Here is a 25,041-nt window from a genome sequence, read left to right on the forward strand (position 1 = left end):
GTGCCTCCAACTTGATCGGCGGTTTTACCATTCTGTACGGAAAATTTGAATCTCTGGCTTGCGCCCACCAAGAAATGTTGTCTACGCTTGGGGTGAAACGCCCAGACAGGAGAGCGGATTGGCCATTGGTGCCCTGAACCCACCGCAAAATGAAACGCCCCAGCGGGAAGCGTTTGTTGAATTTCCAGACAATCGGTTATTGATAGATCTTTGCGGCGAATATGACCGCAACCTGACCGAAATCGAACAGAAGCTGACCGTGCAGATCGTGCGCCGTGGCAACCAACTGGTTGTCATGGGTGACGACGAATCCCAAAAACAGGCGATCGAAGTTCTGCAAGCGCTGTATACCCGCCTGGAAGGTGGTCGTGACGTAGAAGCGGCGGATGTAGACCGCGAACTTCGCATGGGCGGGTCGGAAACAGGAACCGGCAGCCGGGATGGCGATCAGCTTGAGATGTTCAAGGGTGGTTCGGTTGAGATCAAAACCCGCAAAAAGCTGGTCGAGCCGCGTACTGACGCCCAGAAGGTCTATGTTCAGTCCTTGTTCAACAATGAGCTGGCCTTTGGCATAGGTCCGGCGGGCACAGGTAAGACCTATCTGGCCGTGGCCGTTGGCGTATCGATGTTTATCGGCGGGCATGTCGACCGCATCATCCTCAGTCGTCCCGCCGTCGAAGCGGGCGAAAAGCTGGGATATCTACCTGGCGACATGAAGGACAAGGTCGATCCCTATATGCAGCCGCTCTATGATGCGCTGAATGATTTTTTGCCCGGGAAACAACTGGCCAAGCTGATCGAGGAAAAGCGCATCGAGATTGCACCTCTGGCGTTCATGCGTGGCCGTACGCTCGCGAACGCCTTCGTTGTGCTGGATGAGGCGCAGAACGCCACGACCATGCAGATGAAAATGTTCCTGACCCGTTTGGGCGAAGGCAGCCGCATGGTCATAACAGGCGACCGGTCACAGGTTGACCTGCCGCGCGGGGTTCAGTCGGGATTGGCGGATGCAGAACGGCTGTTGAGCACGATACCAAATATCAGCTTCAACTATTTCACCTCCAAGGATGTTGTCCGGCACCCACTTGTCGCCGCGATCATCGAAGCGTATGAGGCCGATACGGGCCGTGAAACGGGTTGATCTTCTGGGTCCCGGTATCGGGATTTTGGACATGGTGGCATGAACCTGGAACTATCGGTTGAAGACCCGCGCTGGGACGGGCTCGAATTTTTGGCAGAGCGCGCCACAAGGGCGGTTTTGGATCATTGCGATCTTGATGCGGACCTGTGTGAGGTTAGCCTGCTGGGATGCGACGATGCACGGATCGCCCAGTTGAACACGGAATTCCGCGAAAAGGCGTCACCCACCAATGTGCTTAGCTGGCCAGCCGAAGATTTGGCTGCGGACTCCGCCGGGCAGACTCCGATACTCCCTGAACCCGATTTCTCAGGGGAAATTGCTCTGGGCGATATTGCGATTTCTTATGATACTTGTGCTCGCGAGGCGGCAGAGGCAGGGAAAAACATGGATGATCATGTCACACATCTGATCGTTCACGGCGTGTTGCATTTGCTGGGTTATGATCACATTCGTGATCTCGACGCCACGCTGATGGAGGGTGTTGAGGTGGAGATACTTGGCAAACTGGGTATTGATGACCCATATAATGCTTAAAGCGGGCCTTTCGGCTTATCATTTGGAATGGGAAAATGGGCGAAACAGACGGCAGTTCTATGGCGGCGCAGGGCGCGCAACCGAAGGACGGCAACGAAAATGTCACTGAGAGACCAGGACTTTTCTCTCGAATAGTGGATGCGTTCTCAACGCAGAGTGAAGACTCGGCTTCTGAGGTCAATGGGCAAGAGGTCGATCCGGCTCAACCTCGCGGCATGATTAACCTGCGCCGGATGCGGGTCGAGGATGTGGCGATTCCCACGGTCGAGATCGTGTCAGTACCGTCGACGATATCCAAAGATGAGCTGGCCCAGGTTTTCCGGGAAAGCGGTCTGTCCAGGATACCTGTATATGAAGGAACGCTGGATACGCCTTTGGGCTTTATCCACCTGAAAGATTTCGCGTTGACGCACGGGTTCAACGGCGGCTCGACTGAGTTTGATCTGGTGTCGATGTTGCGGACATTGCTGTTCGTGCCGCCTTCGATGCCGATCGGTGTGCTGATGACCAAAATGCAAACCGAGCGCCGCCACATGGCATTGGTGATCGACGAATATGGTGGTGTCGACGGGTTGCTGACGATCGAAGACCTGATCGAACAGGTTGTTGGTGAGATCGCGGATGAACATGACGCGGATGAAAGCCAACTTTGGGTTCAGGAAAAACCTGGATGTTATGTGGTGCAGGCGCGGATACCCCTTGAAGACTTCGAAGCCGAGATCGGGCGATCCCTGACCAGCCACGAGGATGTCGATGAAGAAGAGATCGACACGCTTGGCGGGTTGGTCTTCATGTTGTCCGGGCGGGTTCCGGCACGAGGAGAGGTTGTTCTGCATCCGGAAGGGCCTGAATTTGAGGTGATTGATGCGGATCCGCGGCGCATCAAACGGCTGCGTGTCATGCTGCCGGATATCGTTGCATGAACCTGATACGGGCTTGGCCCATTTGGCTTAGATTTGTCCTTTCTGGTTTGTTGGGAGGGCTGGCTGCATTTGGACTGGCTCCCTTTGGGTATTGGGTGGCTACTGTATTGGCGTTGGTGTTGGTCGCACCGATATTTCAGAGCACCGAGACACGTGCGCGTGCGGCGTGGATCGGTTGGGCGTTTGGGACCGGGTATTTCGCCCATGCACTCAGCTGGATTGTCGAGCCGTTTCTGGTGGACGCCGATCGTCACGCTTGGATGGCTCCGTTTGCTTTGGTCTTCATGGCTGGTGGTTTGGCGCTGTTCTGGGCGCTGGCATTCTGGGTTGCTCGCAGGCCCGGCGCGCGCGGGGTTTCACAGGCGTTGTTTCTCGCCTTGGCAATCTCGTTGGCGGAATGTGCCCGGGGTTATGTTCTGACCGGGTTCCCCTGGGCCGGGCTGGCGCAGGTCTGGGTCGAGACCCCTATTGCGCAGCTACTGTCACTTTTTGGGCCTTACGGGCTTGGGGCGCTGACCTTGGTGGCGACTCTGCCACTAGGGGCGGCTTTGGCGCTGCGTTCCAGAGTATTCGTGCCCTTGGTCATCAGTGTGGCATCGGTCGCATTGGCTTTGGGCTTTGCAGGGACGCGGCCCGCTGTGGTCGAAACGGGACATATCGTTCGCTTGGTTCAGCCCAATGCGTTGCAACATCAGAAATGGGATCCAGAGTTTGCACCTCTGTTCTTCGCACGTCAGATCGAGTTTACTGCCGCCGAACCACAGCCTGACCTGATCGTTTGGCCTGAAACCTCGGTTCCCGCCTGGCTGGGCAGCGCGCAGCCGTATCTGGATGCCATCGCCGAGGCGGCGCAAGGCACGCCGGTTGTTCTGGGAATTCAACGAGGCGACGGGCCGCGTATCTACAACTCGATGATCTACCTTGATGTGGATGGGGCTCAGCAGGGGCTGTACGACAAACATCATCTGGCGCCTTTTGGCGAATATGTTCCGTTTGGCGACGTGATGGCGCGGTTCGGGATCTATGGCATGGCTGCAACCACCGGACATGGGTTCAGCGCCGGGTCGGGGGCGGCGCTGCTGGATGCAGGCCCATTGGGTAAAGCGCTGCCGTTGATCTGCTACGAAGCTGTGTTTACCCAGGATGTCCTATCCGCGCCGGGGCGCGCTGATTTCCTTCTGCAAATCACCAATGATGCGTGGTTCGGAACGCGCTCGGGACCGTATCAGCACCTGGCTCAGGCACAGATGCGCGCCATCGAGCAGGGGCTGCCCATGATGCGTTCGGCCAATACCGGCGTCTCCGCCATGATTGACCCGCTGGGCCGGATCACCGAGGCCCTGCCGCTTGGGGAGGCGGGCTATATTGATGCCGGACTTCCGGCGCCTCATTCTCCGACGGCTTATTCCCGAATGGGGGATAATCCTGTCTTTGCCGTGTTATTGGTGCTGTTTAGCCTGTTATGGTATGGGCTGCGGCGGCGAAACCTATGATTTCGCATTGACCCTCAGTTTCGGGGGGCTTATCCCCTCTTGTGCCCATCACAACGGCTTCCTGGCGTGACGGGGTAATCTTAATGGAGCACTTGTATGTCCCGACAGAACTATACCTTTACTTCGGAATCCGTTTCCGAAGGGCATCCGGATAAGGTTTGTGACCGTATTTCCGATGCTGTACTTGACGCATTTCTGAACGAAGAACCCGAGGCACGCGTTGCGTGCGAGACCTTTGCGACAACGGATCGCGTCGTGATCGGCGGCGAAGTGGGGCTGTCTGATCAGGACAAGCTGCATGACTATATGGGCCGCATCGACGAGATCGCCCGCGCCTGTATCAAGGATATCGGCTATGAGCAGGATAAGTTCCACCACGAGACGGTAGAAGTTACGAACCTGCTGCATGAGCAATCTGCACATATTGCGCAGGGCGTAGATGCGTCGGGTGACAAGGACGAAGGTGCTGGTGATCAGGGCATCATGTTCGGCTATGCCACCACCGAGACACCCGCGCTTATGCCTGCGCCGATCCAGTATTCCCATGCAATCCTTCGCCGTCTGGCCGAGGCGCGCAAGAACGGGACCGAGCCTGCGCTGGGCCCGGATGCGAAATCGCAGCTGTCAGTGATCTACCAGGATGGCAAGCCGGTTGGCGTCAGCTCGATCGTTCTGTCGACCCAGCATCTGGATGAGACGCTGAGCTCGGCCGATATTCGTGCCATTGTTGAGCCGTATATCACCGAAACTCTGCCCGAGGGTTGGCTGACCGATCAGACCGATTGGCACGTCAACCCAACCGGCAAGTTCGTCATTGGCGGTCCGGACGGAGATGCGGGTCTGACCGGTCGTAAGATCATCGTGGACACTTATGGTGGTGCAGCGCCTCATGGTGGCGGAGCGTTTTCGGGTAAAGACCCGACCAAGGTGGACCGTTCGGCGGCTTATGCCGCGCGCTATCTGGCCAAGAATGTCGTAGCCGCGGGAATGGCCGAGCGTTGCACGATCCAGCTGAGCTATGCCATTGGCGTTTCCCGGCCTCTGTCGATCTATGCGGACACGCATGGCACGGGGCAGATCGCGGATGATCGGATTGAAAAAGCCGTCGGCCAGGTGATGGACCTGACCCCACGCGGCATCCGTCAGCATCTGGAGCTGAACAAGCCGATCTATCAGCGCACAGCAGCCTATGGCCATTTTGGCCGCCAGCCGGAAGCGGATGGAGGTTTCAGCTGGGAGCGCACAGATCTAGCAGACGCGTTGAAAGCGGCGGTTTGATCTGACTGTTATCAATAGGTGCGCCCTTGCGGGCGCGCCTATTTCTTGGGAATTGTATGAGAGGCGGCGGCTATTCTGCTCTGCCGCCGCCCCTTGCCTCTGAGCCGTCCCCGCAGTATGGGCACCGCCATGAGCACCCAGACCCCCCAACGCCCCCGCAGAAACTTTTATGGCCGGTTCAAAGGCAAGACCCTGAAGCAAAGCCAAAAGACGTATCTGAGCGAAGACCTCGATGCGCTGTCTCCGGGTGCTGTGGACTGGGAGAGCAATCCTGAACGCAATCCGCTGGATCTGAAGGAACTGTTCGGTGGCAAGGATGTCTGGCTTGAGATCGGCTTTGGCGGCGGCGAGCATCTGGTGCATCAGGCGGCCAGCAATCCCGATATCGGTATCATTGGGGCTGAACCCTATATCAACGGTGTTGCCATGTTGTTGGGCAAGATTCGCAAGGCTGGGGTCGAGAATCTGGCGGTGCATCCCGGCGATGCGCGCGATCTTTTTGATGTCTTGCCCGAAGCCAGCATATCACGCGCCTTTCTTCTGTACCCCGATCCCTGGCCCAAAACCCGGCATCACCGCCGTCGGTTCGTGACCCCAGAGCATCTGGAGCCGTTGGCGCGGTCGTTGAAACCGGGCGCGATCTTTCGCGTTGCAACAGATATTCCCGACTATGTCCGCCAAACGTTGGAAGAGGTGCCGGGCGCTGGTTTCGAATGGTTGGCGGAACGCCCCACCGATTGGCGCGAGCCCTGGGAAGACTGGATTTCCACGCGCTATGAGCAGAAGGCCCTGCGCGAAGGGCGGACACCGCATTACCTGACCTTCCGCCGCAACGACTGATTGCGGCTGGACCAAGCGGCCCCAATTCGCTAATCGGCTTGGGAACTGATAGCGAAAACAGGAGCCCCCATGTCCGGACACGGCACGCCCATCCCGATGACCTCGCACCCTTGCGGTCCGCTGACCGGAACGGCCGAGGTGCCTGGTGACAAGTCGATCTCGCACCGATCGCTGATCCTGGGCGCGATGGCCGTGGGTGAAACCCGGATCACCGGTCTGTTGGAGGGTGAGGACGTTCTGGACACCGCAAAGGCGATGCGTGCCTTTGGGGCTGAGGTGACGGATCACGGAGGCGGCGAATGGTCGGTCCATGGTGTGGGCGTCGGCGGTTTTGCCGAACCTGATCAGGTCATCGACTGTGGCAACTCGGGCACCGGCGTTCGGTTGATCATGGGCGCGATGGCGACCTGTCCGATTTCGGCGACATTCACTGGCGATGCCAGCCTGAACAAGCGCCCTATGGCGCGGGTGACCGATCCTTTGGCGCTGTTTGGCACGCAATCGGTGGGCCGCTCCGGTGGGCGCCTGCCGATGACGATTGTGGGCGCGGCAGAGCCTGTTCCGGTACGGTACGTGGTTCCCGTTCCCTCCGCGCAGGTGAAATCTGCCGTTTTGCTGGCGGGGCTGAATGCTCCGGGCAAAACCGTGGTGATTGAGGCCGAAGCGACCCGCGACCATTCCGAGCGGATGCTGGCAGGCTTTGGGGCCGAAATCACGGTCGAGGATACCGATGAGGGGCGCGTTATCACCCTGACCGGGCGACCCGAGTTGAAACCGCAGGTCATCGCGGTCCCCCGCGATCCCTCGAGCGCGGCCTTCCCGGTCTGTGCGGCGCTGATCACGCCCGGGTCTGACGTTCTGGTTCCGGGCATCGGTCTGAACCCGACCCGCGCGGGTCTGTTTACCACTCTGCGTGAGATGGGTGCTGATCTGACTTATGAGAATGAACGTGAAGAGGGCGGCGAACCGGTTGCGGATCTGCGCGCGCGTTATTCGCCCGATATGAAGGGAATCTCGGTTCCTCCGGAACGGGCGGCGTCGATGATTGACGAATACCCTGTTCTGTCTGTGGTCGCGGCAAATGCCACTGGCACCACGATGATGGGCGGCGTGAAAGAGCTGCGCGTCAAGGAAAGCGACCGTATTGATGCGATGGCCCGCGGCCTGCGCGTTAATGGCGTCACCGTCGATGAGGGCGATGATTGGTGGTCTGTGGATGGTTTGGGAATTGGCAATGTTCCCGGCGGCGGCACCTGTGAGAGCTTTCTGGATCACCGGATCGCGATGTCCTTTATGGTTATGGGTATGGGGGCGAAAAATCCGGTCGGAGTCGACGATGGCGGCCCGATCGCAACGTCTTTCCCGATCTTCGAACCGTTGATGGCTGGCCTTGGTGCGCGGCTGCAGCGAAACAACCGGTAAATGCGATGGCAGTTGCCAGTTTCACCATAGCAATCGATGGCCCGGCAGCAGCGGGGAAGGGCACGATTTCCAATGCCGTTGCCGCCCATTTCGGGTTTGCGCATCTCGATACCGGCCTGCTTTACCGTGCGGTTGGCCGCAGAACGCTGGAAGGTGCCGACCCGGTTAGTGCCGCGCAAACGCTGACTGCCGAGGACCTGGATCAGGGTGATCTGCGCACGGCTGAAATCGCGCAAGCGGCCTCGAAAGTTGCAGTTATCCCCGAGGTGCGGGCTGCATTGGTCGATTTTCAGCGCGCCTTTGCGCGCCGAGCGGGAGGTGCGGTGTTGGACGGTCGTGACATCGGAACCGTTATTTGCCCGCGGGCCGAGGTGAAACTGTTTGTCACCGCCAGCGCCGAAGTGCGCGCTGAGAGACGGTTTCTGGAACTGGACGCCAAGGGCCATAAGGTTACACGCGCACAGGTGTTGGCCGATGTGCGAGAGCGGGACGCTCGGGATGCCGAACGCAGCACGGCACCTATGAAGCCAGCTGAGGATGCGGTCATACTGGATACCTCGGACCTGAGCATCGACGCGGCTCTTGCCCGCGCGATTGAGGTCATCGAACCAGTTCTGCCCTAGGGCCGTTTGCCAGAGCAAACACAACTTTGTTCACTAAGCTTTGTTTGGCCAGCGCCCGAGGCGTCGATTACCTTTGTATCGACATCTGCCGGAGGTGATTGATGTTCCGCCTGATTTTGATTTTTACCTTTCTCGCTAGTGCGCTTTCAGCGCAAGAGGCGGAACCGCCAATGACCTACGAGCGTTTGGGCAAGATATTGTTTGCGCTTGACCCCGAGACAGAGCCTCTTGGGCCAGGCTTTCAGCTTACCATCGCGGAGGTTCCCGTTCTGGTGATTACCGACGTCAATGCGGACCGGATGCGGGCCATGGTGTCGATCCAAAGTGTCGAAGATCTGAGTGCTCAGGACATGCAACGGATGATGCAGGCGAATTTCGACAGTACCCTGGATGCGCGATATGCGATTGCCAATGGCACCTTGTGGGCTGCGTTCATCCACCCCTTGTCGCGGCTGGAAAGGGATCAGTTGATCTCGGGGCTGGCCCAGACGGTGAACATCGCCAACACCTACGGCACCTTGTATTCCAGCGGAGTTGCGGAATTTGGCGGCGGCGATAGCAATGATCTTCAGCGCGCTCTGATCGAAGAGCTTCTGAAAAAAGGCGAGGATATCTGACGCAGGGCCGGTACTTGCGCATATCCTTTCTCGCAGCATCCACCATCCTAAAGAAAGTCGCGTAGTGGCGAGCGGCCTGTGTTGCCGGGTCTGATGACCCGACATGTATGCAGGTTCGGCCGTCATAGTGCCTAGCTGGATGCAGGAAAGCTGTTATAGTTTCTCTCAGGCAAAAAGGGAAAGCTGCTTTACAAGCCCCAAAATCAAAAAGGGCAGGCGGCTAAAAAACCCCAAAACCAACAGGGACAGAAAATATGAATAATCGTTTGCGCAAGATCACCATTGTGGGTGGCGGCACGGCAGGTTGGATGACCGCGCTGATCCTGGAAATGGTGTTTTCACGCACGTCAGCACCAAAGGATCGCCCGCGTATCTGCCTGATCGAAAGCCCCAATATTTCGACTGTGGGCGTCGGCGAGGCCACGGTTCCACGGATGCCGGTCACGCTGCGCCAGGCCGGCATTTCAGAGCGGGATTTCTTCCGTGAGACCAATGCCTCGTTCAAGCTGGGCGTGAAGTTTTGTAATTGGAACAAGGACGCCAAGGGAAATCGTATTGATTACGTGAACCCTTTTGCGCATGGCCAGTTGTTAGAGGGGTTAGAGCCCGCGGAATACTTCCTGCGCTTTGGCAATGGCGATAGGGATTTCACGCAGTCCATCTCGCCCCATGATGACCTGGCGCGCCTGTGCAAAGGTGGGCGGCCACTGGGTCAGCCAGAGTTCGAGCAGCGGTTCGGCTATGCCTATCATCTGGATGCTGTGAAGTTTGCAGGCATGTTGACCAGAGTTTGCACCAAGCGCGGCGTTGAGCACATCCAGGACGAGGTGAAATCGGTCGAGCTGGATGAGCAGGGCAATGTCAGCCATCTGATGCTGGAAAAGAAAGGCCGCCATGACATTGAGATGGTCGTGGATTGCACCGGGTTTCGCGGCTTGATTATCAACAAGGCGCTGGGCGAGCCTTTCATGGATTATTCTGACTATCTGCCCAACGACCGCGCCATGGCGTTGCAGATCGAGCACCCGGATCCAGAAAAAATCGAAAGCGTCACGCGCTCCACCGCACTTGGTGCGGGGTGGACCTGGAGGGTGCCACTCTTTAACCGTGTGGGCACGGGCTATGTCTACTCATCTGCGCATCGCACGGATGAACAGGCGGCGGATGAATACCTCGAATGGCTGGGCGACAGCGGCAAAGGTGCGACGCCGCGCGTGATCCCGATGCGTATCGGACGTGTGCGCAATGCCTGGGTCAAGAATTGCGTGGCGATCGGACTGGCCGGAGGGTTCATCGAACCGCTGGAAAGTACAGCGATCCACATGATTGATCATGCGGTGCGCTGGTTCGCCGAGCATCTGCCTACGCGGGACATCGAACCGTCGCTGCGGGCGAGATATAACAAGCAAATGGACAAGCTCTATGACGAGGTTCTGGATTTCATTTGTCTGCACTACCGCTTGGGCAACCGCACGGATGATCAATATTGGATCGACGCGCGGACCGAAATGAAGATACCGGATCGGCTGGCCGAGAACCTTGAGCTGTGGCAGCACCGCCTGCCTTTGGAACGAGATATCGAGTTTGCAACGCTTTTCGATTTCCGCGTCTATCAAACGGTTCTTTTGGGTAAGCAGGTCTATGATACGGGCTATGGTACCGGCATCCGCGATCGCTTGCGGCCGTTGAAGAAACCGATCTGGTTCCAGTGGTGGAAAGGCGCGAAAGTGGATCTTGCGCAGATACTCAGATCAATGCCTGATCACAAAACCCTGCTGCGCGATATCCGGGGCGAGCTAGAGCGCCCTGCCTTTGGAAAGGCCACAGCAGCGAAGCCAACAGTCGCGATGCCGGGCGCGGCCCCGGTACCTTTGGCGGTCCAGAACATGCCGAATTTTGCCGAAATCCAAAGCGGCTCAAAAGATCTGCAACTGTTTTAGGCGCTCTGTCCTTTCGGAGCTGAAGAAGAATACAAATCGCCCCGACCTCAGCCATGCAAGGCTGGGGTTTGCGTGTTATTTTGTGATATGCACGGTAAAACTTGCAGCGCCTGTGCGAACCCGTTATAGAGCGCGCGTCGACAAGGCGATTTGAGCCATAAAACAATGAGACGAGCAGGGTCGGACCAACCGGCCCTCTTTGTTTTGCGGTATATGTCAGGTCGTCTGACCAATCCACTAAGACCGGCGGAGACAACCGCTCGGCCAGCAAAAACGTTATGTAAAGGAAAACACTGCCAGATGGCTGATACAACCATGGAGGAATTCGAAGCCCTCCTTAATGAAAGCTTCGAAATGGACACGCCCGAAGAGGGTTCTGTTGTCAAAGGTAAGGTTCTGGCGATCGAAGCCGGCCAAGCCATCATCGACGTCGGCTACAAAATGGAAGGCCGCGTTGATCTGAAAGAATTCGCAAATCCTGGCGAAGCCCCTGAAATCACTGTTGGTGACGAGGTTGAAGTTTACCTGCGCGCCGCAGAAAACGCCCGTGGCGAAGCTGTCATCTCACGTGAGATGGCCCGCCGTGAAGAGGCATGGGACCGTCTGGAAAAAGCATATGCCGACGACCAGCGCGTCGAAGGTGCAATCTTTGGTCGTGTCAAAGGTGGCTTCACCGTCGATCTGGGTGGTGCAGTTGCGTTCCTGCCCGGCTCGCAGGTTGACGTGCGCCCCGTACGCGACGCTGGCCCTCTGATGGGTCTGAAGCAGCCGTTCCAGATTCTGAAAATGGACCGTCGCCGTGGCAACATCGTTGTTTCGCGCCGCGCAATCCTGGAAGAATCGCGTGCCGAACAGCGCGCCGAGGTTATCGGCAACCTGACCGAAGGTCAGACCGTAGAAGGCGTGGTCAAGAACATCACCGAATACGGTGCGTTTGTTGACCTGGGCGGCGTTGACGGCCTGCTGCACGTCACCGACATGGCATGGCGCCGTGTGAACCACCCGTCCGAGATCCTGACGATCGGCGAGACCATCAACGTTCAGGTCATCAAGATCAACAAAGAGACCCACCGCATCAGCCTGGGCATGAAGCAGCTGCAGGAAGATCCGTGGGATCTGGTTGCAGCCAAGTATCCGCTGAGCTCGGTTCATCAGGGTCGCGTCACCAACATCACCGACTACGGCGCGTTCGTCGAGCTGGAAGCCGGTGTCGAAGGTCTGGTGCATGTGTCCGAGATGTCCTGGACCAAGAAAAACGTCCACCCCGGCAAGATCGTTTCGACGAGCCAGGAAGTCGACGTCATGGTTCTGGAAATCGATGGCGCCAAGCGTCGCGTGTCTCTGGGCCTGAAGCAGACTCAGCGCAACCCGTGGGAAGTGTTTGCAGAAACACACCCCGAGGGCACCGAAGTCGAAGGCGAAGTCAAGAACATCACCGAATTCGGTCTGTTCATTGGCCTCGAAGGCGACATCGACGGCATGGTTCACCTCAGCGATCTGTCCTGGGACGAGCGTGGCGAGGATGCCATCCAGAACTACCACAAGAACGACGTGGTACAGGCCGTTGTGTCTGAAGTGGATGTCGAGAAAGAGCGTATCTCGCTGTCGATCAAAGCCCTGGGCGGTGACAAGTTCGCCGAAGCCGTGGGCGGCGTGAAGCGTGGCTCGATCATCACCGTTGAGGTCACCGCGATCGAAGATGGCGGCATCGAGGTAGAGTACGAAGGTATGAAGTCGTTCATCCGTCGTTCCGACCTGAGCCGTGACCGTGCCGAACAGCGCCCCGAGCGTTTCTCGGTCGGTAACAAGGTCGACGTCCGCGTCACCAATGTCGACAGCAAGACCCGTCGTCTGGGTCTGTCGATCAAGGCACGTGAGATCGCCGAAGAGAAAGAGGCCGTGGAACAGTACGGTTCTTCCGACTCGGGCGCATCGCTGGGCGATATCCTGGGTGCAGCGCTGAAGTCGGGCGACTAAGTCCGAGCCTCAGTCAAGCCGAATTTCCGGCCCCGCGTGAAAGCGCGGGGCCGTTTTTGTTGCGAATCAACATGTTCGCATTTTCAGGCTAATTGAGGCTTAGGTTCATGCATTTGTCGGGCAAATTACATGAACTGGCAAAAATTCGCGTTACTTAACTGTAATTTTCAGCCTTTGCCCGCAGAGTTTACGTTCCCCCGAACCCAGTTTTTTCCTATACTGTTCAGAATAATAGGCATGGTTAACCGGTCGCCTGGGAGGGTAACGCACATGATCCGTTCAGAACTGATTCAGAAAATCGCCGACGAGAACCCGCATCTTTATCAGCGTGACGTCGAGCGAATCGTGAATACCGTGTTCGAAGAAGTAACGGATGCGATGGCGCGAGGGGATCGGGTTGAACTGAGAGGCTTCGGGGCGTTTTCAGTGAAACAGCGCGATGCCCGTGTGGGTCGTAACCCGCGCACCGGCGAAACTGTGCAGGTCGAAGAAAAATGTGTTCCGTTTTTCAAAACTGGCAAGTTGCTAAGGGACCGGTTGAACGGTAAAGCCTAGGCCATGATGCGCTACCTTCGATATGCTTTTCTCGCGGTCCTCGGGATCGTCTTGATTTCAGTCTCTCTGGCCAACCGCGAAGCGGTTGAGCTGACGCTTATTCCCTCGGCTATAGCCGATTTGCTTGGCTTCAATTTCAGCGCCTCGTTGCCGCTGTTCGTGGTGGTTCTGGGTGGCATCGTCGCTGGCCTGGTCATTGGCTTTCTTTGGGAATGGCTGCGCGAGCACAAGCACCGCCGCGATGCTACCGCCAGCAAAGGTGAAGTGCGCAAGCTTGAGCGTGAGGTCAAGAAGCTCAAGAAAGCGCAGAACGAAGGACAGGACGAAGTTCTCGCCCTGTTGGATGAGGCCAGCTGAGGCCCGGAATGTCGGATGTAGCGGTTAAAATCTGCGGCCTGACTGCACCAGATCACGTGCGCGCAGCAGCTGATGCGGGTGCACGGTATCTTGGTTTCAACTTCTTTCCGAAATCGCCTCGATATGTTTCGCCTCAACAGGCAGCAGCTTTGTTCGAGCATGTCCCCGTTGGGGTTGCAAAGGTCGCCTTGGTTGTGAACGCCACGGATGAGTTGTTGGACAGTATCACCGCAGTCGCCCCTTTTGACATGTTGCAGCTGCATGGCTCAGAATCTGTCGAGCGGGTGCAGGAAATCAAGGCGCGCTATGGGTTGCCTGTTATCAAGGTGGTTGGTGTTGCAGATGCCGAAGACCTGGCCGACATTGATACTTATTGCGATGTTGCCGATCAGTTGCTGATAGATGCCAAGGCGCCAAAGAGCTCGGTTCTGCCGGGTGGAAACGGGCTGGCGTTTGACTGGCGTTTGCTGGCTGGGCGCAAATACTGGCGCAAGCCCTGGATGCTGGCCGGTGGGTTGAACCCCGGCAATGTGGCCGAGGCCATCCGTATGACGGGCGCGCGTCAGGTCGATGTCGCCTCGGGCGTGGAAAGTGCACCGGGCATCAAGGATGCCGCGATGGTTCGTGCGTTTGTAGACGCTGCAATTCGGGCCGGCTGAGGTATCACATCTAAGGATTCCCATGTGCGTTTTGCCATGGCAAATCCCGCCGCTACCTCCTATGAACAACGGGTACGACGATGGAGACACCCATGGCCAACGATCTTTTCAATTCCTTCATGTCCGGCCCAGACGAGCAGGGCCGTTTCGGCATTTTCGGCGGGCGTTTTGTCAGCGAAACGCTGATGCCGCTGATCCTGGCGCTGGAAGAGGAATATGAAAAGGCCAAGGACGATGCCACATTTTGGGCCGAGATGGACGATCTGTGGGCCAACTATGTGGGACGCCCCTCGCCATTATATTATGCCGAACGCCTGACCGAGCATCTGGGTGGCGCCAAAATCTATCTGAAGCGCGATGAGCTGAACCACACCGGCGCGCACAAGATCAATAACGTATTGGGCCAGATCATTCTGGCGCGGCGCATGGGCAAGACCCGGATCATTGCCGAGACCGGCGCCGGACAGCATGGCGTGGCCACAGCCACCGTTTGCGCCAAGTTCGGTTTGAAATGCGTGGTCTATATGGGCGCGCATGATGTGCAGCGACAGGCCCCGAACGTGTTCCGCATGCGCCTGCTGGGGGCCGAAGTGATCCCTGTGACGTCAGGTCGTGGCACATTGAAAGACGCGATGAACGATGCGTTACGTGACTGGGTGACCAACGTGCGCGATACGTTTTATTGCATCGGTACAGTTGCTGGCCCGCACCCGTATCCGGCGATGGTGCGCGACTTTCAGTCGATCATCGGCAAGGAAGCAAAGGAACAGATGCACAAGGCCGAGGGCCGTTTACCCGACACGCTCATCGCCGCCATCGGTGGTGGATCGAACGCAATGGGTCTGTTCTATCCGTTCCTGGATAATAAATCCGTCAACATCATCGGTGTCGAAGCCGGTGGTAAGGGCGTGAACGACAAGATGGAACATTGCGCCTCGCTGACCGGCGGCCGCCCCGGTGTTCTGCATGGCAACCGCACCTATCTGCTGCAGGATGATGACGGGCAAATCCTCGAAGGATACTCGATCTCGGCTGGTCTGGATTACCCGGGCATTGGCCCTGAACATTCATGGCTGAATGATATCGGCCGCGCGCAATATGTGTCGATCACCGACAAAGAGGCGCTTGAGGCGTTCCAGCTTTGCTGTGCAACCGAAGGCATCATCCCGGCGCTTGAACCTAGCCATGCGCTGGCTCATGTGATGAAGATCGCGCCGGATCTGCCCAAGGATCACCTGATCTGCATGAATATGTGTGGACGTGGTGACAAGGATGTTCAGACCGTGGCGAAATATCTGAACTTCGACATGTCGGATACCGAAGGTCGCAGCGCCGATTGACCAGGCGGTAAAATTTGAAATTTCTGACAAAAGCTGTGTGCCTTTGAACGGTGTGCAGCTTTGGTTTCCAGCCTGCGGCTTTTCGAATGTTGCGCAGCTGGGTAATTTTGTTGCGCACCCGCCACAGGTGCATTTCCACCTCTTAGAATATCATTGAGCGAATCCTGCCCCTTCGCCTAAACCCGCCGTTACCGGTCAAAACGGGCCGGACCCTAGCGAGCAGAGGTGATCACTCTCTCGGTGCGGACGGCGCTGCCGAAACCGTATGCCAGGGCCGAAACCGGGGATTGGTACATGCTTTGTAGCTCAGGTGGAAGAGCGGCAGATGGCAAATCTGTGAGCGGAGGTTCGACTCCTTCCAAAGCTCCAAATGTAGCTCATTCTGGTTAGAGCAATCGACTGTTAATCGATGTGTAGCGGGTTCGAGTCCCGCCATTTGAACAAACGCTGTTAGGTCAGCACCGGCCTTCAACGCCGGTCCGTGAAAACGGTCCAAATCATTAAGGTCCGGGTGTTCCCCAGCAGGGGTGGCACCGCGCTACGTCAGGCTTTGGCCGGGCGGGGCAGGGGTCTTCGCTGCTCTGGTCTTGGGCCGGAGGGCAGATGACGGTGTCGCCGGATTGGCGCCCCGCTTGATCCCTTGGGAACAGGCGGCGCATTGGTCCCGCGCCCCTCTCTCTGACCCTCTCGCAAAAGGGCACGGCGCGGGGGATGCCCGGTCTTTCACAGCCTTTATCCGAAGGCTTCACAACTGTCACCCAATCGGGGTGCAACCCACTGAAAACATGAAAAGGAGTTCGCTTTTGCGACGACGATAGAGCGAGACGAAAAGGAGAAATGAAATGACACTATTCCAAGATCTGATCGACCGGCTGACCGGTCATCAACGGCTGACCCTGACCGAGACCCAGCGGATGCTGGTTTTGCGCAAGGGAGTAATTGACACCATCCTCGGCCCCGGGAAACACCGGCTGCCACGCAGGGATGTGCTGACCGAGCTGCACGATCTGGAGGCTCTCTTTTTCGTGTCGCCCTATGAGCGGGCGCTGATGCAGAACCGGCCCGAACTGGCCGAGGCGCACCTGACCGAGTTTCGGGCAGGGCCCAACGAGGTTCTGGTTCTGCTTCGGGATGGCGTGCCCGCTCGAGTGCTGATTCCCGAAGTACGGGCGCTAGTTTGGAAGGATGCCGGCCCCTGGGCCGTTGAGCAACACGCGCTGACCGAGTCCATGGTTGTGCACAAAGCGGTCGCGCAGCGGCTGGTTCGGGTGGGGCTGCAGATGCACCTGACGCGGGTCGAGATTGCCGAAGGGCATGTCGGTTTGCTGACGGTGGATGGCGTGCTGGTGGATCGGCTGAACCCCGGCGCCCATGCCTTCTGGAAGGTGGGCCGGAACGTCGAGGTCAAGCAGATCGACCTGCGGCAACGAACCCATGAGGTAACGGGTCAAGAGATTCTGACCAAGGACCGGGTGACCATCCGGGTCAACCTCAGCGCCGATTACCGGGTCGTCGATCCGGTCAAGGCGATGGGGGCGGTGAAGGATTTTGATCAGGCCCTGCACCGGGCCCTGCAACTGGCGTTCCGGAAGACCCTTGGGTCGATGACGCTTGACCGGCTACTTGCCGAGAAGGTGGGCGTTGACACCGAGGCTGCGGATCGGGTGCGGACACAAATGGCCGGGATCGGCATCGAAGTGGGTGAGATCGCGTTGAAAGACGTCATCCTGCCCGGCGAGATGCGCGAAATCCTGACCGCCGTAGTCGCTGCCGAGAAACAGGCCGAGGCCAACGTCATCCGGCGGAGGGAAGAAACCAACGCCACGCGGTCTTTGCTGAACACCGCGAAAGTGATGGCGGAAAACCCGGTGATGCTGCGACTGAAAGAGCTGGAAGCGCTGGAAACCATCGCCGGCAAGGTCGAGCGGCTGACGGTTCATAACGGAACCGAGGGTCTGATGTCTGACCTTGTGAAATTGCGGGATTGATCCCGAATAAGGGCCGGTCCGGGTGATCCCGGGCCGGTCTGCCTAGTCCTGAACCGCGTGTTGGTTGAGAATGCGCAGAGGCACGATGTCCAGCGCCCGTTGATGTGTCGCCTCAAGATGAACCTTGGGCGCGCATCCTTCGTCGTGGGCTTGCAGGAAGCGACCCGCACATAAACACCAGCTGTCACCGGCACGCAGCCCTGGAAAATTAAACTCGGGGCGCGGCGTGCTGAGGTCATTGCCGACATATTTCGAATAGGCCAGAAACTCGACCGTCATTACCGCGCAAACCGTGTGGCTGCCCTGATCCTCGGGGCAGGTATTGCAGGCGCCATCGCGAAAGAACCCGGTCAGCGGATCGCGGGAGCAAGGGGCGAGCACGCCCCCCAGAACATTTATGCCTTCCTGTTTCTGCATAAGAGCATCTTACAGGCTTTGCGCAATCTTGCGGAACATTTCTATGTTGATCTCATTCACGCCAGGGTCTCGAAACTTGCGATCGGCTCCGGTGGACACGATCAGAACCCCGCGCGGCTGGTCGAAATAGATATACTGACCATAGACGCCGCGGGCCATGAACTCGCCCTCATGCGCGCCCACGGGAATCCACCACTGATATCCATAGCCGATCTTGCCCGATGCGGTCGGGGCACTGGGCAGGACCGAAGCGGCGATCCATTCAGCCGGTACCAGTTGCTGCCCATCATGAACCCCGTTTTGCAGGATCATCTGACCGAAACGCGCATAGTCGCGGGTGGTGAAATTCAAGCCCCCCAGAACAAAGGCAACTCCGGCCCCGTCGGTCACGTAATAGCCATCCCGCTCCAGCCCAAGCGGCTGTACAATGCGCTCTGTAAGCAGTTCGGCCACGCTGCGACCGGTTGCTCCTCGGACCACCATACCGATAACATGGGTGTCGATTGACACGTATTTCCAGGTTTCTCCGGGTGTTGCGAAACTGTCTTGCAGCGAGGCGGCAAAATCGTCCAGTTCTCGGCCTAAGGCGACCACTCGACCCATCCGGTTGATGTCAGAATTGTAATCCAGATAATCCTCGTTGAAGGTCACACCGCTGGCCATGTTCAACACGTTGCGGATCGTCGTACCATCATAGGCCGTGCCTTGCAGTTTGGGTACGTATTGCACGACAGGATCGTCCAATGAGGCGATTGCGCCTTCGTCCAGCAATATGCCGAACAATGCAGAAAGATAGCTTTTGGCAACCGACCACGAAATGCGTCGATCGTCTGGTGTGGTGCCCAGATAGTATTCCTCAAACCGGATCTGCCCGCCCTGCATCACAAGCAAGGATGTGACCGACCGGTCTTCGATCCATTGATCCGTGCCTGCTGGCAGGTCAAACCCGGGCCCGTAAGGCAATTCCCATGTGGCCCCATCCCCGCGCGGCAAGTTGACGGTTTTGAAAGCTGCATCCATATGCGAGAAATTGTGAACGATCTTTTCGGGGGAAAACAATGAGTTCACCGCCATCAAGCGTTGAATTTCCTCGCGTTTCCAGAACCCGACAACGGCGGCTGCCAGCACAAGCATCAGCGCGATACGCAGCACCCATTTAAACAAAGCTCTCATTTGTCGCCTCCCATGATTGCCGGTATTGGAGCCTGCCCGGGAACATTCCGCAATCCGGACGTAGGGGCAACGGCAAAGGGCGCTATTTGAACTTGTCCATCAGCTTCTGCATGGCTGACCTGCTGTCCTCGGCGGGTTCGGTAATGGTCTGGGCCGTTGGTTTTGGGTGCTCGGACGGTGACTTGGACGAACGCGGCGGTGCCGTTCGCTGGGCAACAGCGTTCATGAACTTACCGCCATCGCCATTAGCCAGGTGCCCTGCGCCATCTGCAACGCCGCGCAGGACATCTTCCAACCAGTCGCTGTCAGCCTTTGCGAAATCGCCCAAGACATATGGCGAAACCAATTCTTTCCGCCCGGGATGACCGATCCCAAGGCGCACCCGATCATAGGCTGGGCTGATATGTTCGTGGATCGACCGAAGCCCGTTATGACCGGCATGGCCTCCGCCTGCCTTGACGCGGACCTTACCCGGCGCCAGATCCAATTCATCATGTAGGACAGTGACGTCGGTCGAATCCAACTTGTAAAATCGCATGGCCTCGCCCACCGATTGACCGGACCGGTTCATGAAGGTCTGAGGCTTGATAAGCAAAACCTTTTCTTGACCAAGCCGCCCTTCGGCGATTTCGGCCTGAAATTTGGATTTCCAAGGACCAAAGCCGCAATCCTCGGCGATCCGGTCAACGGCCATAAAGCCAATATTGTGCCGGTTTCGAGCATATTTTGATCCGGGATTTCCCAGGCCGACAAACAGCTTCATCGTCATGTCCTTGTCTCAAGCGCGATATCGCAACTGGTTGATGGCACGGATTGGGGCCGATTTTCCAGCCCAACGGGCAAAAGAAAACGGGACCCCAATGGGGCCCCGTCACAAAAACCGAAACTTTGGGTCCGGCCTTATTCTTCTTCGCTTCCGACGACTTCGACTTCATCGGGTGCAACATCACCCTCTTCGCCCTCTTCGTCATCGCTTGTGGCCAGGCCGGTTGGGGCCGAGATGTTGGCGATCACAAAGTCACGGTCGATGGTCGGCTTGGTGCCAGCAGGCAGATCGACCGACGAGATGGTGACAACGTCGTTGATGTTCAGACCGGTCAGATCAACGGTGATCTTCTCAGGAATCTCACCAGCGGTACACATCAGCTCGACCTCAGGACGGACAACGGTCAGAACGCCGCCTTTCTTGATGCCGGGGGCCTCTTCCTCGTTGATGAAATCAACCGGAATAAACAGTGCGATCTTGGTGGTCCGACGCAGGCGCATCAGGTCCAGGTGGGTCGGCAGGTCTTTGACAACGTCACGCTGAACGTCGCGGCAGATGACGCGAACGTCTTCCTGGCCTTCAACCTTCAGGTTCCACAATGTCGACTTGAACCGGCCCGCTTTCAGGCGCTTGAACAGTTCGTTGAACGGGATCTGGATCGGCAGCGGCTCTTTGTCGCCACCAAAAACAATGCCCGGAACCATGCCGTCGCGGCGTGCCTGACGAGCGGCGCCCTTGCCTGTCCCCGTCCGTTCCAGAGCTACGAGATCAGGAATCTCTCCAGCCATGATATTTCTCCAATGTTAGGGCGGGTATCCTCCAAGGCTGTATACCCGCGTGAAGCCGCGTCCTTAGCTTGATTCATTGAGTTTGGAAAGGGGTTTTTGCAGCTCGTCTATTTTACGAGGCTCCGTCTCGCGCTCCGAAGTATTTTCGGCCAGATGGAGCAAGGAATCCTTTCTTCAACTGGCTCTAAATATATCGGGGGAGGCGGCCAAAGGGCGACTGGGGTAGAGCCCCATGCGCGCGATCAATCTGTCCAGCTCCCTCCGAAGTCTTTCGGGACAAGCAAATTGTGCCGGCCCAGATCGCTCACATTGCGTTCACCGCAAAGCGCCATGGTCGTATCAAGTTCTTTCTGAATGATCTCAAGTGCCGTGGTCACGCCTTTCTGGCCCATTGCGCCAAGACCGTAAACAAAGGCGCGCCCGATAAAGGTGCCCTTCGCGCCGAGTGCCAGTGCTTTCAGAACGTCCTGGCCAGACCGAATGCCACTGTCCAGATGCACTTCGATGTCGTTTCCGACAGCGTCCATAATCTCGGGCAGGACACGAATGGAACTGAGCGCCCCGTCCAACTGGCGTCCGCCGTGGTTTGAAACCACGATGGCATCGGCGCCCAGCTTGGCGGCCATCTTGGCATCCTCGGAATCCAGGATACCTTTGAGGATCACCTTGCCGCCCCATTGGTTCATCAGCTTTTCAACCTTGCCCCAATCCAGGCTGGGGTCGAATTGTTCCGCCGTCCATGTGCCCAGCGATCTTGTATCAGTGATATTATCAACATGGCCAACAATATTGCCGAAGTTCCGCCGTTTGGCGCCTAACATTTCGATGCCCCAGGCCCATTTTGTCATCAGATTGGCGATGGTCTTGGGCGTCAGCTTTGGCGGCGCGGACAGACCATTCTTTAGGTCCTTGTGGCGCTGCCCGAGTATTTGCAAGTCCAGGGTGATCACAAGGGCCGAACATTTTGCATCCTTGGCGCGTTGGATCAGTCGAGAGACATAGTCCTGGTCCTTCATGGTGTAGAGTTGGAACCAGAAGGGCGCAGTGGTGTTCTCGGCCACCTCCTCGATAGAATTGATTGACATCGTGGACAGGGTAAAGGGGACGCCAAAAGCCTCGGCTGCTTTGGCGGCTTTGATCTCACCATCCGCGTGCTGCATGCCGGTCAGACCAACGGGGGCAAGGGCAACAGGCATGGTAACATCCTGTCCGATCATCTGCGACGCCGTCGTGCGCCCGGTCATATCAACCGCTACTCGCTGGCGCAGGCGGATATCTTCGAAATCCGAGCTGTTATCGCGAAAGGTCTGCTCGGTCCAGCTGCCGCTTTCGGCATAGTCAAAGAACATGCGTGGGACGCGTCGTTCATAGATGTGTTTGAGGTCTTGGATATTGGTGATGACGGGCATGAGATGCGGCTTTCGAAAGATTGGTCCTTTTTCTTTACCAATTTTTCGAAAGCCTCGCAACGCCACGTTTCCGTGCGCAACGTTAGGTGCAATAGAAAAACCGCAGCCGGGTTGCGCCGACTGCGGTCAAGATTGCGAAACTGGTCGTTGGATCAGGCCGAATGTGCCCCATCTGCCAGCGATTTGACAAAATCCAGAACTTCACCAACCGACTTCCCGGCGGCGATCTGGCTGACAATGGCCGAGCCGACCACAGCGCCATCGGCAACAGTTGCGATTGCCCGCGATTTTTCCGGGGTATTGATTCCAAAGCCCACGATCACTGGCAAATCCGTGGCGGATTTGATCCGAGAGACCTCGGGGCCTACATTCGTGGCTTGGGCTTCGGCTGCGCCTGTGATCCCCGTGATCGAGACGTAATACACAAATCCCGAAGTGTTCTGAAGAACGCGCGGAAGCCGTTTGTCATCCGTTGTCGGCGTGGCGAGGCGGATAAAATTCATTCCAGCCGCCTGTGCAGGCAGACAAAGTTCGTCATCTTCTTCGGGGGGCAGGTCAACGATGATCAGGCCGTCGATGCCAGCCTCAGTAGCGTCCGCCAGAAACCTTTCCACGCCGCGGCTGTAGATGGGATTGTAATACCCCATTAGCACAATAGGCGTTGTATCATCCGTTTCCCGAAAAGCACGTGCAAGATCCAGTGTGCGTTGCAGGGTCATCCCGCCCTCTAGGGCGCGTTGTCCTGCTGCCTGGATGGTCGGACCATCCGCCATCGGGTCGGTGAACGGCAGCCCAAGTTCGATCACGTCGACACCGGCACCGGGCAAGCCCCTGACGATCTCAAGCGAGGTGTCGAAATCGGGGTCACCGGCCATGATGTAGGATACGAAGGCCTTTTTGCCCTCGGCCTTGAGGGCGGCGAACTTGGCGTCGATACGGGTCATCTGCGGTCCTTGCATACGGATTTGAACCTGATGTGCAGAAACTTTGCACGGAAATCAATCCCGCCGCGCCAGATTGCTTCAGAACCCGTAGTGATAACGCATGAACACTGAGTTGACGCCGGGATTGAAACTGTCCGTGCTCGCGTTCGAATTATGGGTGATGGCCAGCGAAAGCTTGTTTCCGTTTTCCAGGGCATATCCAATTCCGAAAAGGCTGCGGATCTGGAAATTTCCGCCGAGATCATTGTCATCATTTGAGGCGTTGTAGTAACCAGGCATCACGCTGGCCTCTGCGAACCACCGATCAGAGATCGTATAGAGACCGACCAAACCGGCGCCAATATGCGTGTCGGCATCTGCATCCACCGTCAGGGCCACACCCCAGCCAGCACTGAGGCGCGTGGCTTCGTGAAACGGGCTGTGCTGATATTCCAGTGACACGACCGCCTGATCATTGCTGCTGGTGTGGGTGAAATCCGCATATCCTGCTCCCAATACGATGGACTGCCCGTGTGCCATGGTCGTGGTGGCCAGCAAAGTGCTCATTAAGAAAAGTGTTTTCATCTCAGTACTTCTTGGTTTTCTCAACTCCCTGTCAGTTGGTGACGTGGCAGTGGCAGAATCAAGTATTCGAAGTACACGTTTGATTAACAGATAAGTGATGTTGCAACTGGGACTCGACCTGTTGCCGCCGTCTGGGTTGCGCATTTGCCCGGACGTGAATAGAAGACGCCGTCGTATCGCTTCAGGAGGCCGAGATGGGCTTTAAAATGGGAATCGTGGGTTTGCCGAATGTGGGCAAGTCAACTCTCTTCAATGCGCTGACCAAGACAGCGGCTGCTCAGGCGGCGAATTTCCCGTTCTGCACCATTGAACCCAATGTGGGTGATGTGGCCGTGCCCGATGACCGGCTGGACAAGCTGGCGGCGATTGCAAGTTCAAAGCAGATCATCCCGACGCGAATGACGTTTGTGGATATCGCGGGCCTGGTAAAGGGCGCGTCAAAGGGCGAGGGGTTGGGCAACCAGTTTCTGGCCAACATCCGTGAGACTGACGCCATCGCTCATGTGTTGCGCTGCTTCGAAGATGGTGATGTGACCCATGTCGATGGCCGCGTCGATCCCGTGGCGGATGCCGATACGATTGATACCGAACTGATGCTGGCCGATCTGGAAAGCATCGAAAAGCGCCGTGCCAATCTGGTGCGCAAGCTGAAGGGCAACGACAAAGAGGCACAGCAACAGGAACGTTTGCTTGCCGAAGCGCAGGCCATGCTGGAAGATGGCAAACCCGCGCGTCTGGTCGAAGTTAGCGACGAAGACGACAAGGCGTGGAAAATGCTGCAACTGCTGACCACCAAACCGGTTCTCTATGTCTGCAACGTCTCGGAAGAAGAGGCCGCCGAGGGCAATGAATATTCAGCCCGTGTGGCTGAAATGGCCGCAGCGCAAGGCAACTCGCACGTCATTATCAGTGCCAAGATCGAAGAAGAGATTAGCCTGCTGGAAGAGGACGAAGCGCAGATGTTCCTCGAGGAAATGGGGCTGGAAGAGCCCGGTCTTGACCGTCTGATCCGCGCAGGCTACGACCTGCTGAAGCTGGAAACCTATTTCACCGTCGGCCCGAAAGAGGCCCGCGCCTGGACCATCCGCACCGGCACCGCCGCGCCGCAGGCTGCTGGCGTGATCCATGGCGATTTCGAAAAGGGTTTCATCCGCGCCGAGACCATCGCCTATGATGATTACATCACGGCAAACGGAGAGCAGGGCGCCAAAGAGGCAGGCAAGATGCGGGCTGAGGGCAAGGGCTATATTGTCAAGGACGGCGATGTGATGCACTTCTTGTTTAATACCTAAA

Annotated in this window: 24 protein-coding genes, 1 tRNA gene and 1 riboswitch; of the genes, 18 read left to right on the plus strand and 7 right to left on the minus strand. The window is 57.4% G+C overall.

What is annotated here, in order from left to right; genetic code table 11:
- The first annotated feature begins 118 nt into the window (after positions 1-118).
- The 17 genes from AC2FH0_RS19970 (at position 119) to AC2FH0_RS20050 (ending at position 17,687) form a co-directional block, all read left to right on the plus strand.
- Complete coding sequence (locus AC2FH0_RS19970) at positions 119-1,141, plus strand: PhoH family protein (protein WP_142639428.1); 1,023 nt, start codon at positions 119-121, stop codon at positions 1,139-1,141.
- Between the two features lie 39 nt (positions 1,142-1,180).
- Positions 1,181-1,675, plus strand: a complete 495-nt coding sequence (gene ybeY / locus AC2FH0_RS19975; protein ID WP_496709929.1) for an rRNA maturation RNase YbeY — start codon at positions 1,181-1,183, stop codon at positions 1,673-1,675.
- A gap of 35 nt (positions 1,676-1,710) precedes the next feature.
- Positions 1,711-2,598 carry a hemolysin family protein gene (locus tag AC2FH0_RS19980; protein WP_142639432.1) on the plus strand — a complete coding sequence of 296 codons (888 nt, stop codon included), beginning with the start codon at positions 1,711-1,713 and terminating at the stop codon, positions 2,596-2,598.
- On the plus strand, positions 2,595-4,091 hold the full coding sequence (gene lnt / locus AC2FH0_RS19985; RefSeq protein ID WP_496790180.1) for an apolipoprotein N-acyltransferase: 1,497 nt from the start codon (positions 2,595-2,597) through the stop codon (positions 4,089-4,091). The genes AC2FH0_RS19980 and lnt overlap by 4 nt, the downstream gene beginning before the upstream one ends.
- A 42-nt stretch (positions 4,092-4,133) precedes the next feature.
- A riboswitch (SAM-SAH riboswitch) is annotated at positions 4,134-4,182 on the plus strand.
- 5 nt (positions 4,183-4,187) lie between these two features.
- Positions 4,188-5,369 (plus strand): methionine adenosyltransferase, encoded by a 1,182-nt coding sequence (gene metK, locus AC2FH0_RS19990; protein WP_496707665.1) that lies wholly within the window; start codon positions 4,188-4,190, stop codon positions 5,367-5,369.
- A gap of 129 nt (positions 5,370-5,498) precedes the next feature.
- Positions 5,499-6,209: a tRNA (guanine(46)-N(7))-methyltransferase TrmB gene (trmB, locus tag AC2FH0_RS19995; protein WP_496678946.1), complete on the plus strand. Its 711-nt coding sequence runs from the start codon at positions 5,499-5,501 to the stop codon at positions 6,207-6,209.
- A 69-nt stretch (positions 6,210-6,278) separates the two neighbouring features.
- Positions 6,279-7,631, plus strand: a complete 1,353-nt coding sequence (gene aroA, locus AC2FH0_RS20000; RefSeq protein WP_496678948.1) for a 3-phosphoshikimate 1-carboxyvinyltransferase — start codon at positions 6,279-6,281, stop codon at positions 7,629-7,631.
- A gap of 5 nt (positions 7,632-7,636) precedes the next feature.
- Positions 7,637-8,254: a (d)CMP kinase gene (locus tag AC2FH0_RS20005; RefSeq protein ID WP_496692948.1), complete on the plus strand. Its 618-nt coding sequence runs from the start codon at positions 7,637-7,639 to the stop codon at positions 8,252-8,254.
- Positions 8,255-8,355: 101 nt separating this feature from the next.
- Positions 8,356-8,871, plus strand: a complete 516-nt coding sequence (locus AC2FH0_RS20010; RefSeq protein WP_271951586.1) for a hypothetical protein — start codon at positions 8,356-8,358, stop codon at positions 8,869-8,871.
- 254 nt (positions 8,872-9,125) lie between these two features.
- Entirely contained in the window at positions 9,126-10,811 is a 1,686-nt protein-coding gene (locus AC2FH0_RS20015) for a tryptophan halogenase family protein (RefSeq protein ID WP_496790181.1), read from the plus strand.
- Positions 10,812-11,111: 300 nt separating this feature from the next.
- Positions 11,112-12,788, plus strand: coding sequence for a 30S ribosomal protein S1 (gene rpsA / locus AC2FH0_RS20020; RefSeq protein WP_142639449.1), 1,677 nt, complete (start codon positions 11,112-11,114; stop codon positions 12,786-12,788).
- Between the two features lie 270 nt (positions 12,789-13,058).
- Entirely contained in the window at positions 13,059-13,343 is a 285-nt protein-coding gene (ihfB, locus tag AC2FH0_RS20025; RefSeq protein WP_037310872.1) for an integration host factor subunit beta, read from the plus strand.
- Positions 13,344-13,349: 6 nt separating this feature from the next.
- A complete protein-coding gene (locus tag AC2FH0_RS20030; protein ID WP_271951622.1) occupies positions 13,350-13,700 on the plus strand; it encodes a lipopolysaccharide assembly protein LapA domain-containing protein in 351 nt (116 codons plus the stop codon).
- 8 nt (positions 13,701-13,708) lie between these two features.
- On the plus strand, positions 13,709-14,359 hold the full coding sequence (locus tag AC2FH0_RS20035; RefSeq protein ID WP_496703554.1) for a phosphoribosylanthranilate isomerase: 651 nt from the start codon (positions 13,709-13,711) through the stop codon (positions 14,357-14,359).
- A gap of 92 nt (positions 14,360-14,451) precedes the next feature.
- Positions 14,452-15,699, plus strand: a complete 1,248-nt coding sequence (gene trpB, locus AC2FH0_RS20040) for a tryptophan synthase subunit beta (protein ID WP_496703555.1) — start codon at positions 14,452-14,454, stop codon at positions 15,697-15,699.
- 366 nt (positions 15,700-16,065) lie between these two features.
- A tRNA-Asn gene (locus AC2FH0_RS20045) sits at positions 16,066-16,140 on the plus strand.
- Between the two features lie 401 nt (positions 16,141-16,541).
- Positions 16,542-17,687: a slipin family protein gene (locus tag AC2FH0_RS20050; protein ID WP_496709933.1), complete on the plus strand. Its 1,146-nt coding sequence runs from the start codon at positions 16,542-16,544 to the stop codon at positions 17,685-17,687.
- A 42-nt stretch (positions 17,688-17,729) separates the two neighbouring features.
- Here the strand turns inward: AC2FH0_RS20050 and AC2FH0_RS20055 are convergent, their stop codons facing one another.
- The 7 genes from AC2FH0_RS20055 to AC2FH0_RS20085 all read right to left on the minus strand — a co-directional run bounded on the left by AC2FH0_RS20055 (position 17,730) and on the right by AC2FH0_RS20085 (position 23,748).
- Positions 17,730-18,104, minus strand: coding sequence for a DUF2237 family protein (locus AC2FH0_RS20055; RefSeq protein ID WP_496709934.1), 375 nt, complete (start codon positions 18,102-18,104; stop codon positions 17,730-17,732).
- Positions 18,105-18,113: 9 nt separating this feature from the next.
- Positions 18,114-19,277 (minus strand): serine hydrolase domain-containing protein, encoded by a 1,164-nt coding sequence (locus AC2FH0_RS20060; RefSeq protein WP_496703561.1) that lies wholly within the window; start codon positions 19,275-19,277, stop codon positions 18,114-18,116.
- Between the two features lie 82 nt (positions 19,278-19,359).
- Positions 19,360-20,040 (minus strand): aminoacyl-tRNA hydrolase, encoded by a 681-nt coding sequence (gene pth, locus AC2FH0_RS20065; protein ID WP_496703580.1) that lies wholly within the window; start codon positions 20,038-20,040, stop codon positions 19,360-19,362.
- Positions 20,041-20,177: 137 nt separating this feature from the next.
- Positions 20,178-20,831, minus strand: a complete 654-nt coding sequence (locus tag AC2FH0_RS20070) for a 50S ribosomal protein L25/general stress protein Ctc (protein WP_142639464.1) — start codon at positions 20,829-20,831, stop codon at positions 20,178-20,180.
- 242 nt (positions 20,832-21,073) lie between these two features.
- On the minus strand, positions 21,074-22,240 hold the full coding sequence (locus AC2FH0_RS20075) for an alpha-hydroxy acid oxidase (RefSeq protein WP_496707652.1): 1,167 nt from the start codon (positions 22,238-22,240) through the stop codon (positions 21,074-21,076).
- Positions 22,241-22,392: 152 nt separating this feature from the next.
- Complete coding sequence (gene trpA / locus AC2FH0_RS20080) at positions 22,393-23,184, minus strand: tryptophan synthase subunit alpha (RefSeq protein ID WP_496790183.1); 792 nt, start codon at positions 23,182-23,184, stop codon at positions 22,393-22,395.
- 78 nt (positions 23,185-23,262) lie between these two features.
- A complete protein-coding gene (locus AC2FH0_RS20085) occupies positions 23,263-23,748 on the minus strand; it encodes an acyloxyacyl hydrolase (RefSeq protein ID WP_142639471.1) in 486 nt (161 codons plus the stop codon).
- Positions 23,749-23,942: 194 nt separating this feature from the next.
- Here AC2FH0_RS20085 and ychF point away from each other — a divergent pair, with 194 nt between their 5' ends.
- Entirely contained in the window at positions 23,943-25,040 is a 1,098-nt protein-coding gene (ychF, locus tag AC2FH0_RS20090; RefSeq protein WP_496709938.1) for a redox-regulated ATPase YchF, read from the plus strand.
- Position 25,041: the final 1 nt, after the last annotated feature.

This window comes from Ruegeria sp. CDSC051, from assembly GCF_059610665.1.

Coding starts and splice junctions, on each gene's coding strand:
- ybeY (WP_496709929.1), top strand. CDS start 1,181: ATGAACCTGGAACTATCGGTTGAAGACCCGCGCTGGGACGGGCTCGAA.
- AC2FH0_RS19980 (WP_142639432.1), top strand. CDS start 1,711: ATGGGCGAAACAGACGGCAGTTCTATGGCGGCGCAGGGCGCGCAACCG.
- lnt (WP_496790180.1), top strand. CDS start 2,595: ATGAACCTGATACGGGCTTGGCCCATTTGGCTTAGATTTGTCCTTTCT.
- metK (WP_496707665.1), top strand. CDS start 4,188: ATGTCCCGACAGAACTATACCTTTACTTCGGAATCCGTTTCCGAAGGG.
- trmB (WP_496678946.1), top strand. CDS start 5,499: ATGAGCACCCAGACCCCCCAACGCCCCCGCAGAAACTTTTATGGCCGG.
- aroA (WP_496678948.1), top strand. CDS start 6,279: ATGTCCGGACACGGCACGCCCATCCCGATGACCTCGCACCCTTGCGGT.
- AC2FH0_RS20005 (WP_496692948.1), top strand. CDS start 7,637: ATGGCAGTTGCCAGTTTCACCATAGCAATCGATGGCCCGGCAGCAGCG.
- AC2FH0_RS20010 (WP_271951586.1), top strand. CDS start 8,356: ATGTTCCGCCTGATTTTGATTTTTACCTTTCTCGCTAGTGCGCTTTCA.
- AC2FH0_RS20015 (WP_496790181.1), top strand. CDS start 9,126: ATGAATAATCGTTTGCGCAAGATCACCATTGTGGGTGGCGGCACGGCA.
- rpsA (WP_142639449.1), top strand. CDS start 11,112: ATGGCTGATACAACCATGGAGGAATTCGAAGCCCTCCTTAATGAAAGC.
- ihfB (WP_037310872.1), top strand. CDS start 13,059: ATGATCCGTTCAGAACTGATTCAGAAAATCGCCGACGAGAACCCGCAT.
- AC2FH0_RS20030 (WP_271951622.1), top strand. CDS start 13,350: ATGCGCTACCTTCGATATGCTTTTCTCGCGGTCCTCGGGATCGTCTTG.
- AC2FH0_RS20035 (WP_496703554.1), top strand. CDS start 13,709: ATGTCGGATGTAGCGGTTAAAATCTGCGGCCTGACTGCACCAGATCAC.
- trpB (WP_496703555.1), top strand. CDS start 14,452: ATGGCCAACGATCTTTTCAATTCCTTCATGTCCGGCCCAGACGAGCAG.
- AC2FH0_RS20050 (WP_496709933.1), top strand. CDS start 16,542: ATGACACTATTCCAAGATCTGATCGACCGGCTGACCGGTCATCAACGG.
- AC2FH0_RS20055 (WP_496709934.1), bottom strand. CDS start 18,104: ATGCAGAAACAGGAAGGCATAAATGTTCTGGGGGGCGTGCTCGCCCCT.
- AC2FH0_RS20060 (WP_496703561.1), bottom strand. CDS start 19,277: ATGAGAGCTTTGTTTAAATGGGTGCTGCGTATCGCGCTGATGCTTGTG.
- pth (WP_496703580.1), bottom strand. CDS start 20,040: ATGAAGCTGTTTGTCGGCCTGGGAAATCCCGGATCAAAATATGCTCGA.
- AC2FH0_RS20070 (WP_142639464.1), bottom strand. CDS start 20,831: ATGGCTGGAGAGATTCCTGATCTCGTAGCTCTGGAACGGACGGGGACA.
- AC2FH0_RS20075 (WP_496707652.1), bottom strand. CDS start 22,240: ATGCCCGTCATCACCAATATCCAAGACCTCAAACACATCTATGAACGA.
- trpA (WP_496790183.1), bottom strand. CDS start 23,184: ATGACCCGTATCGACGCCAAGTTCGCCGCCCTCAAGGCCGAGGGCAAA.
- AC2FH0_RS20085 (WP_142639471.1), bottom strand. CDS start 23,748: ATGAAAACACTTTTCTTAATGAGCACTTTGCTGGCCACCACGACCATG.
- ychF (WP_496709938.1), top strand. CDS start 23,943: ATGGGCTTTAAAATGGGAATCGTGGGTTTGCCGAATGTGGGCAAGTCA.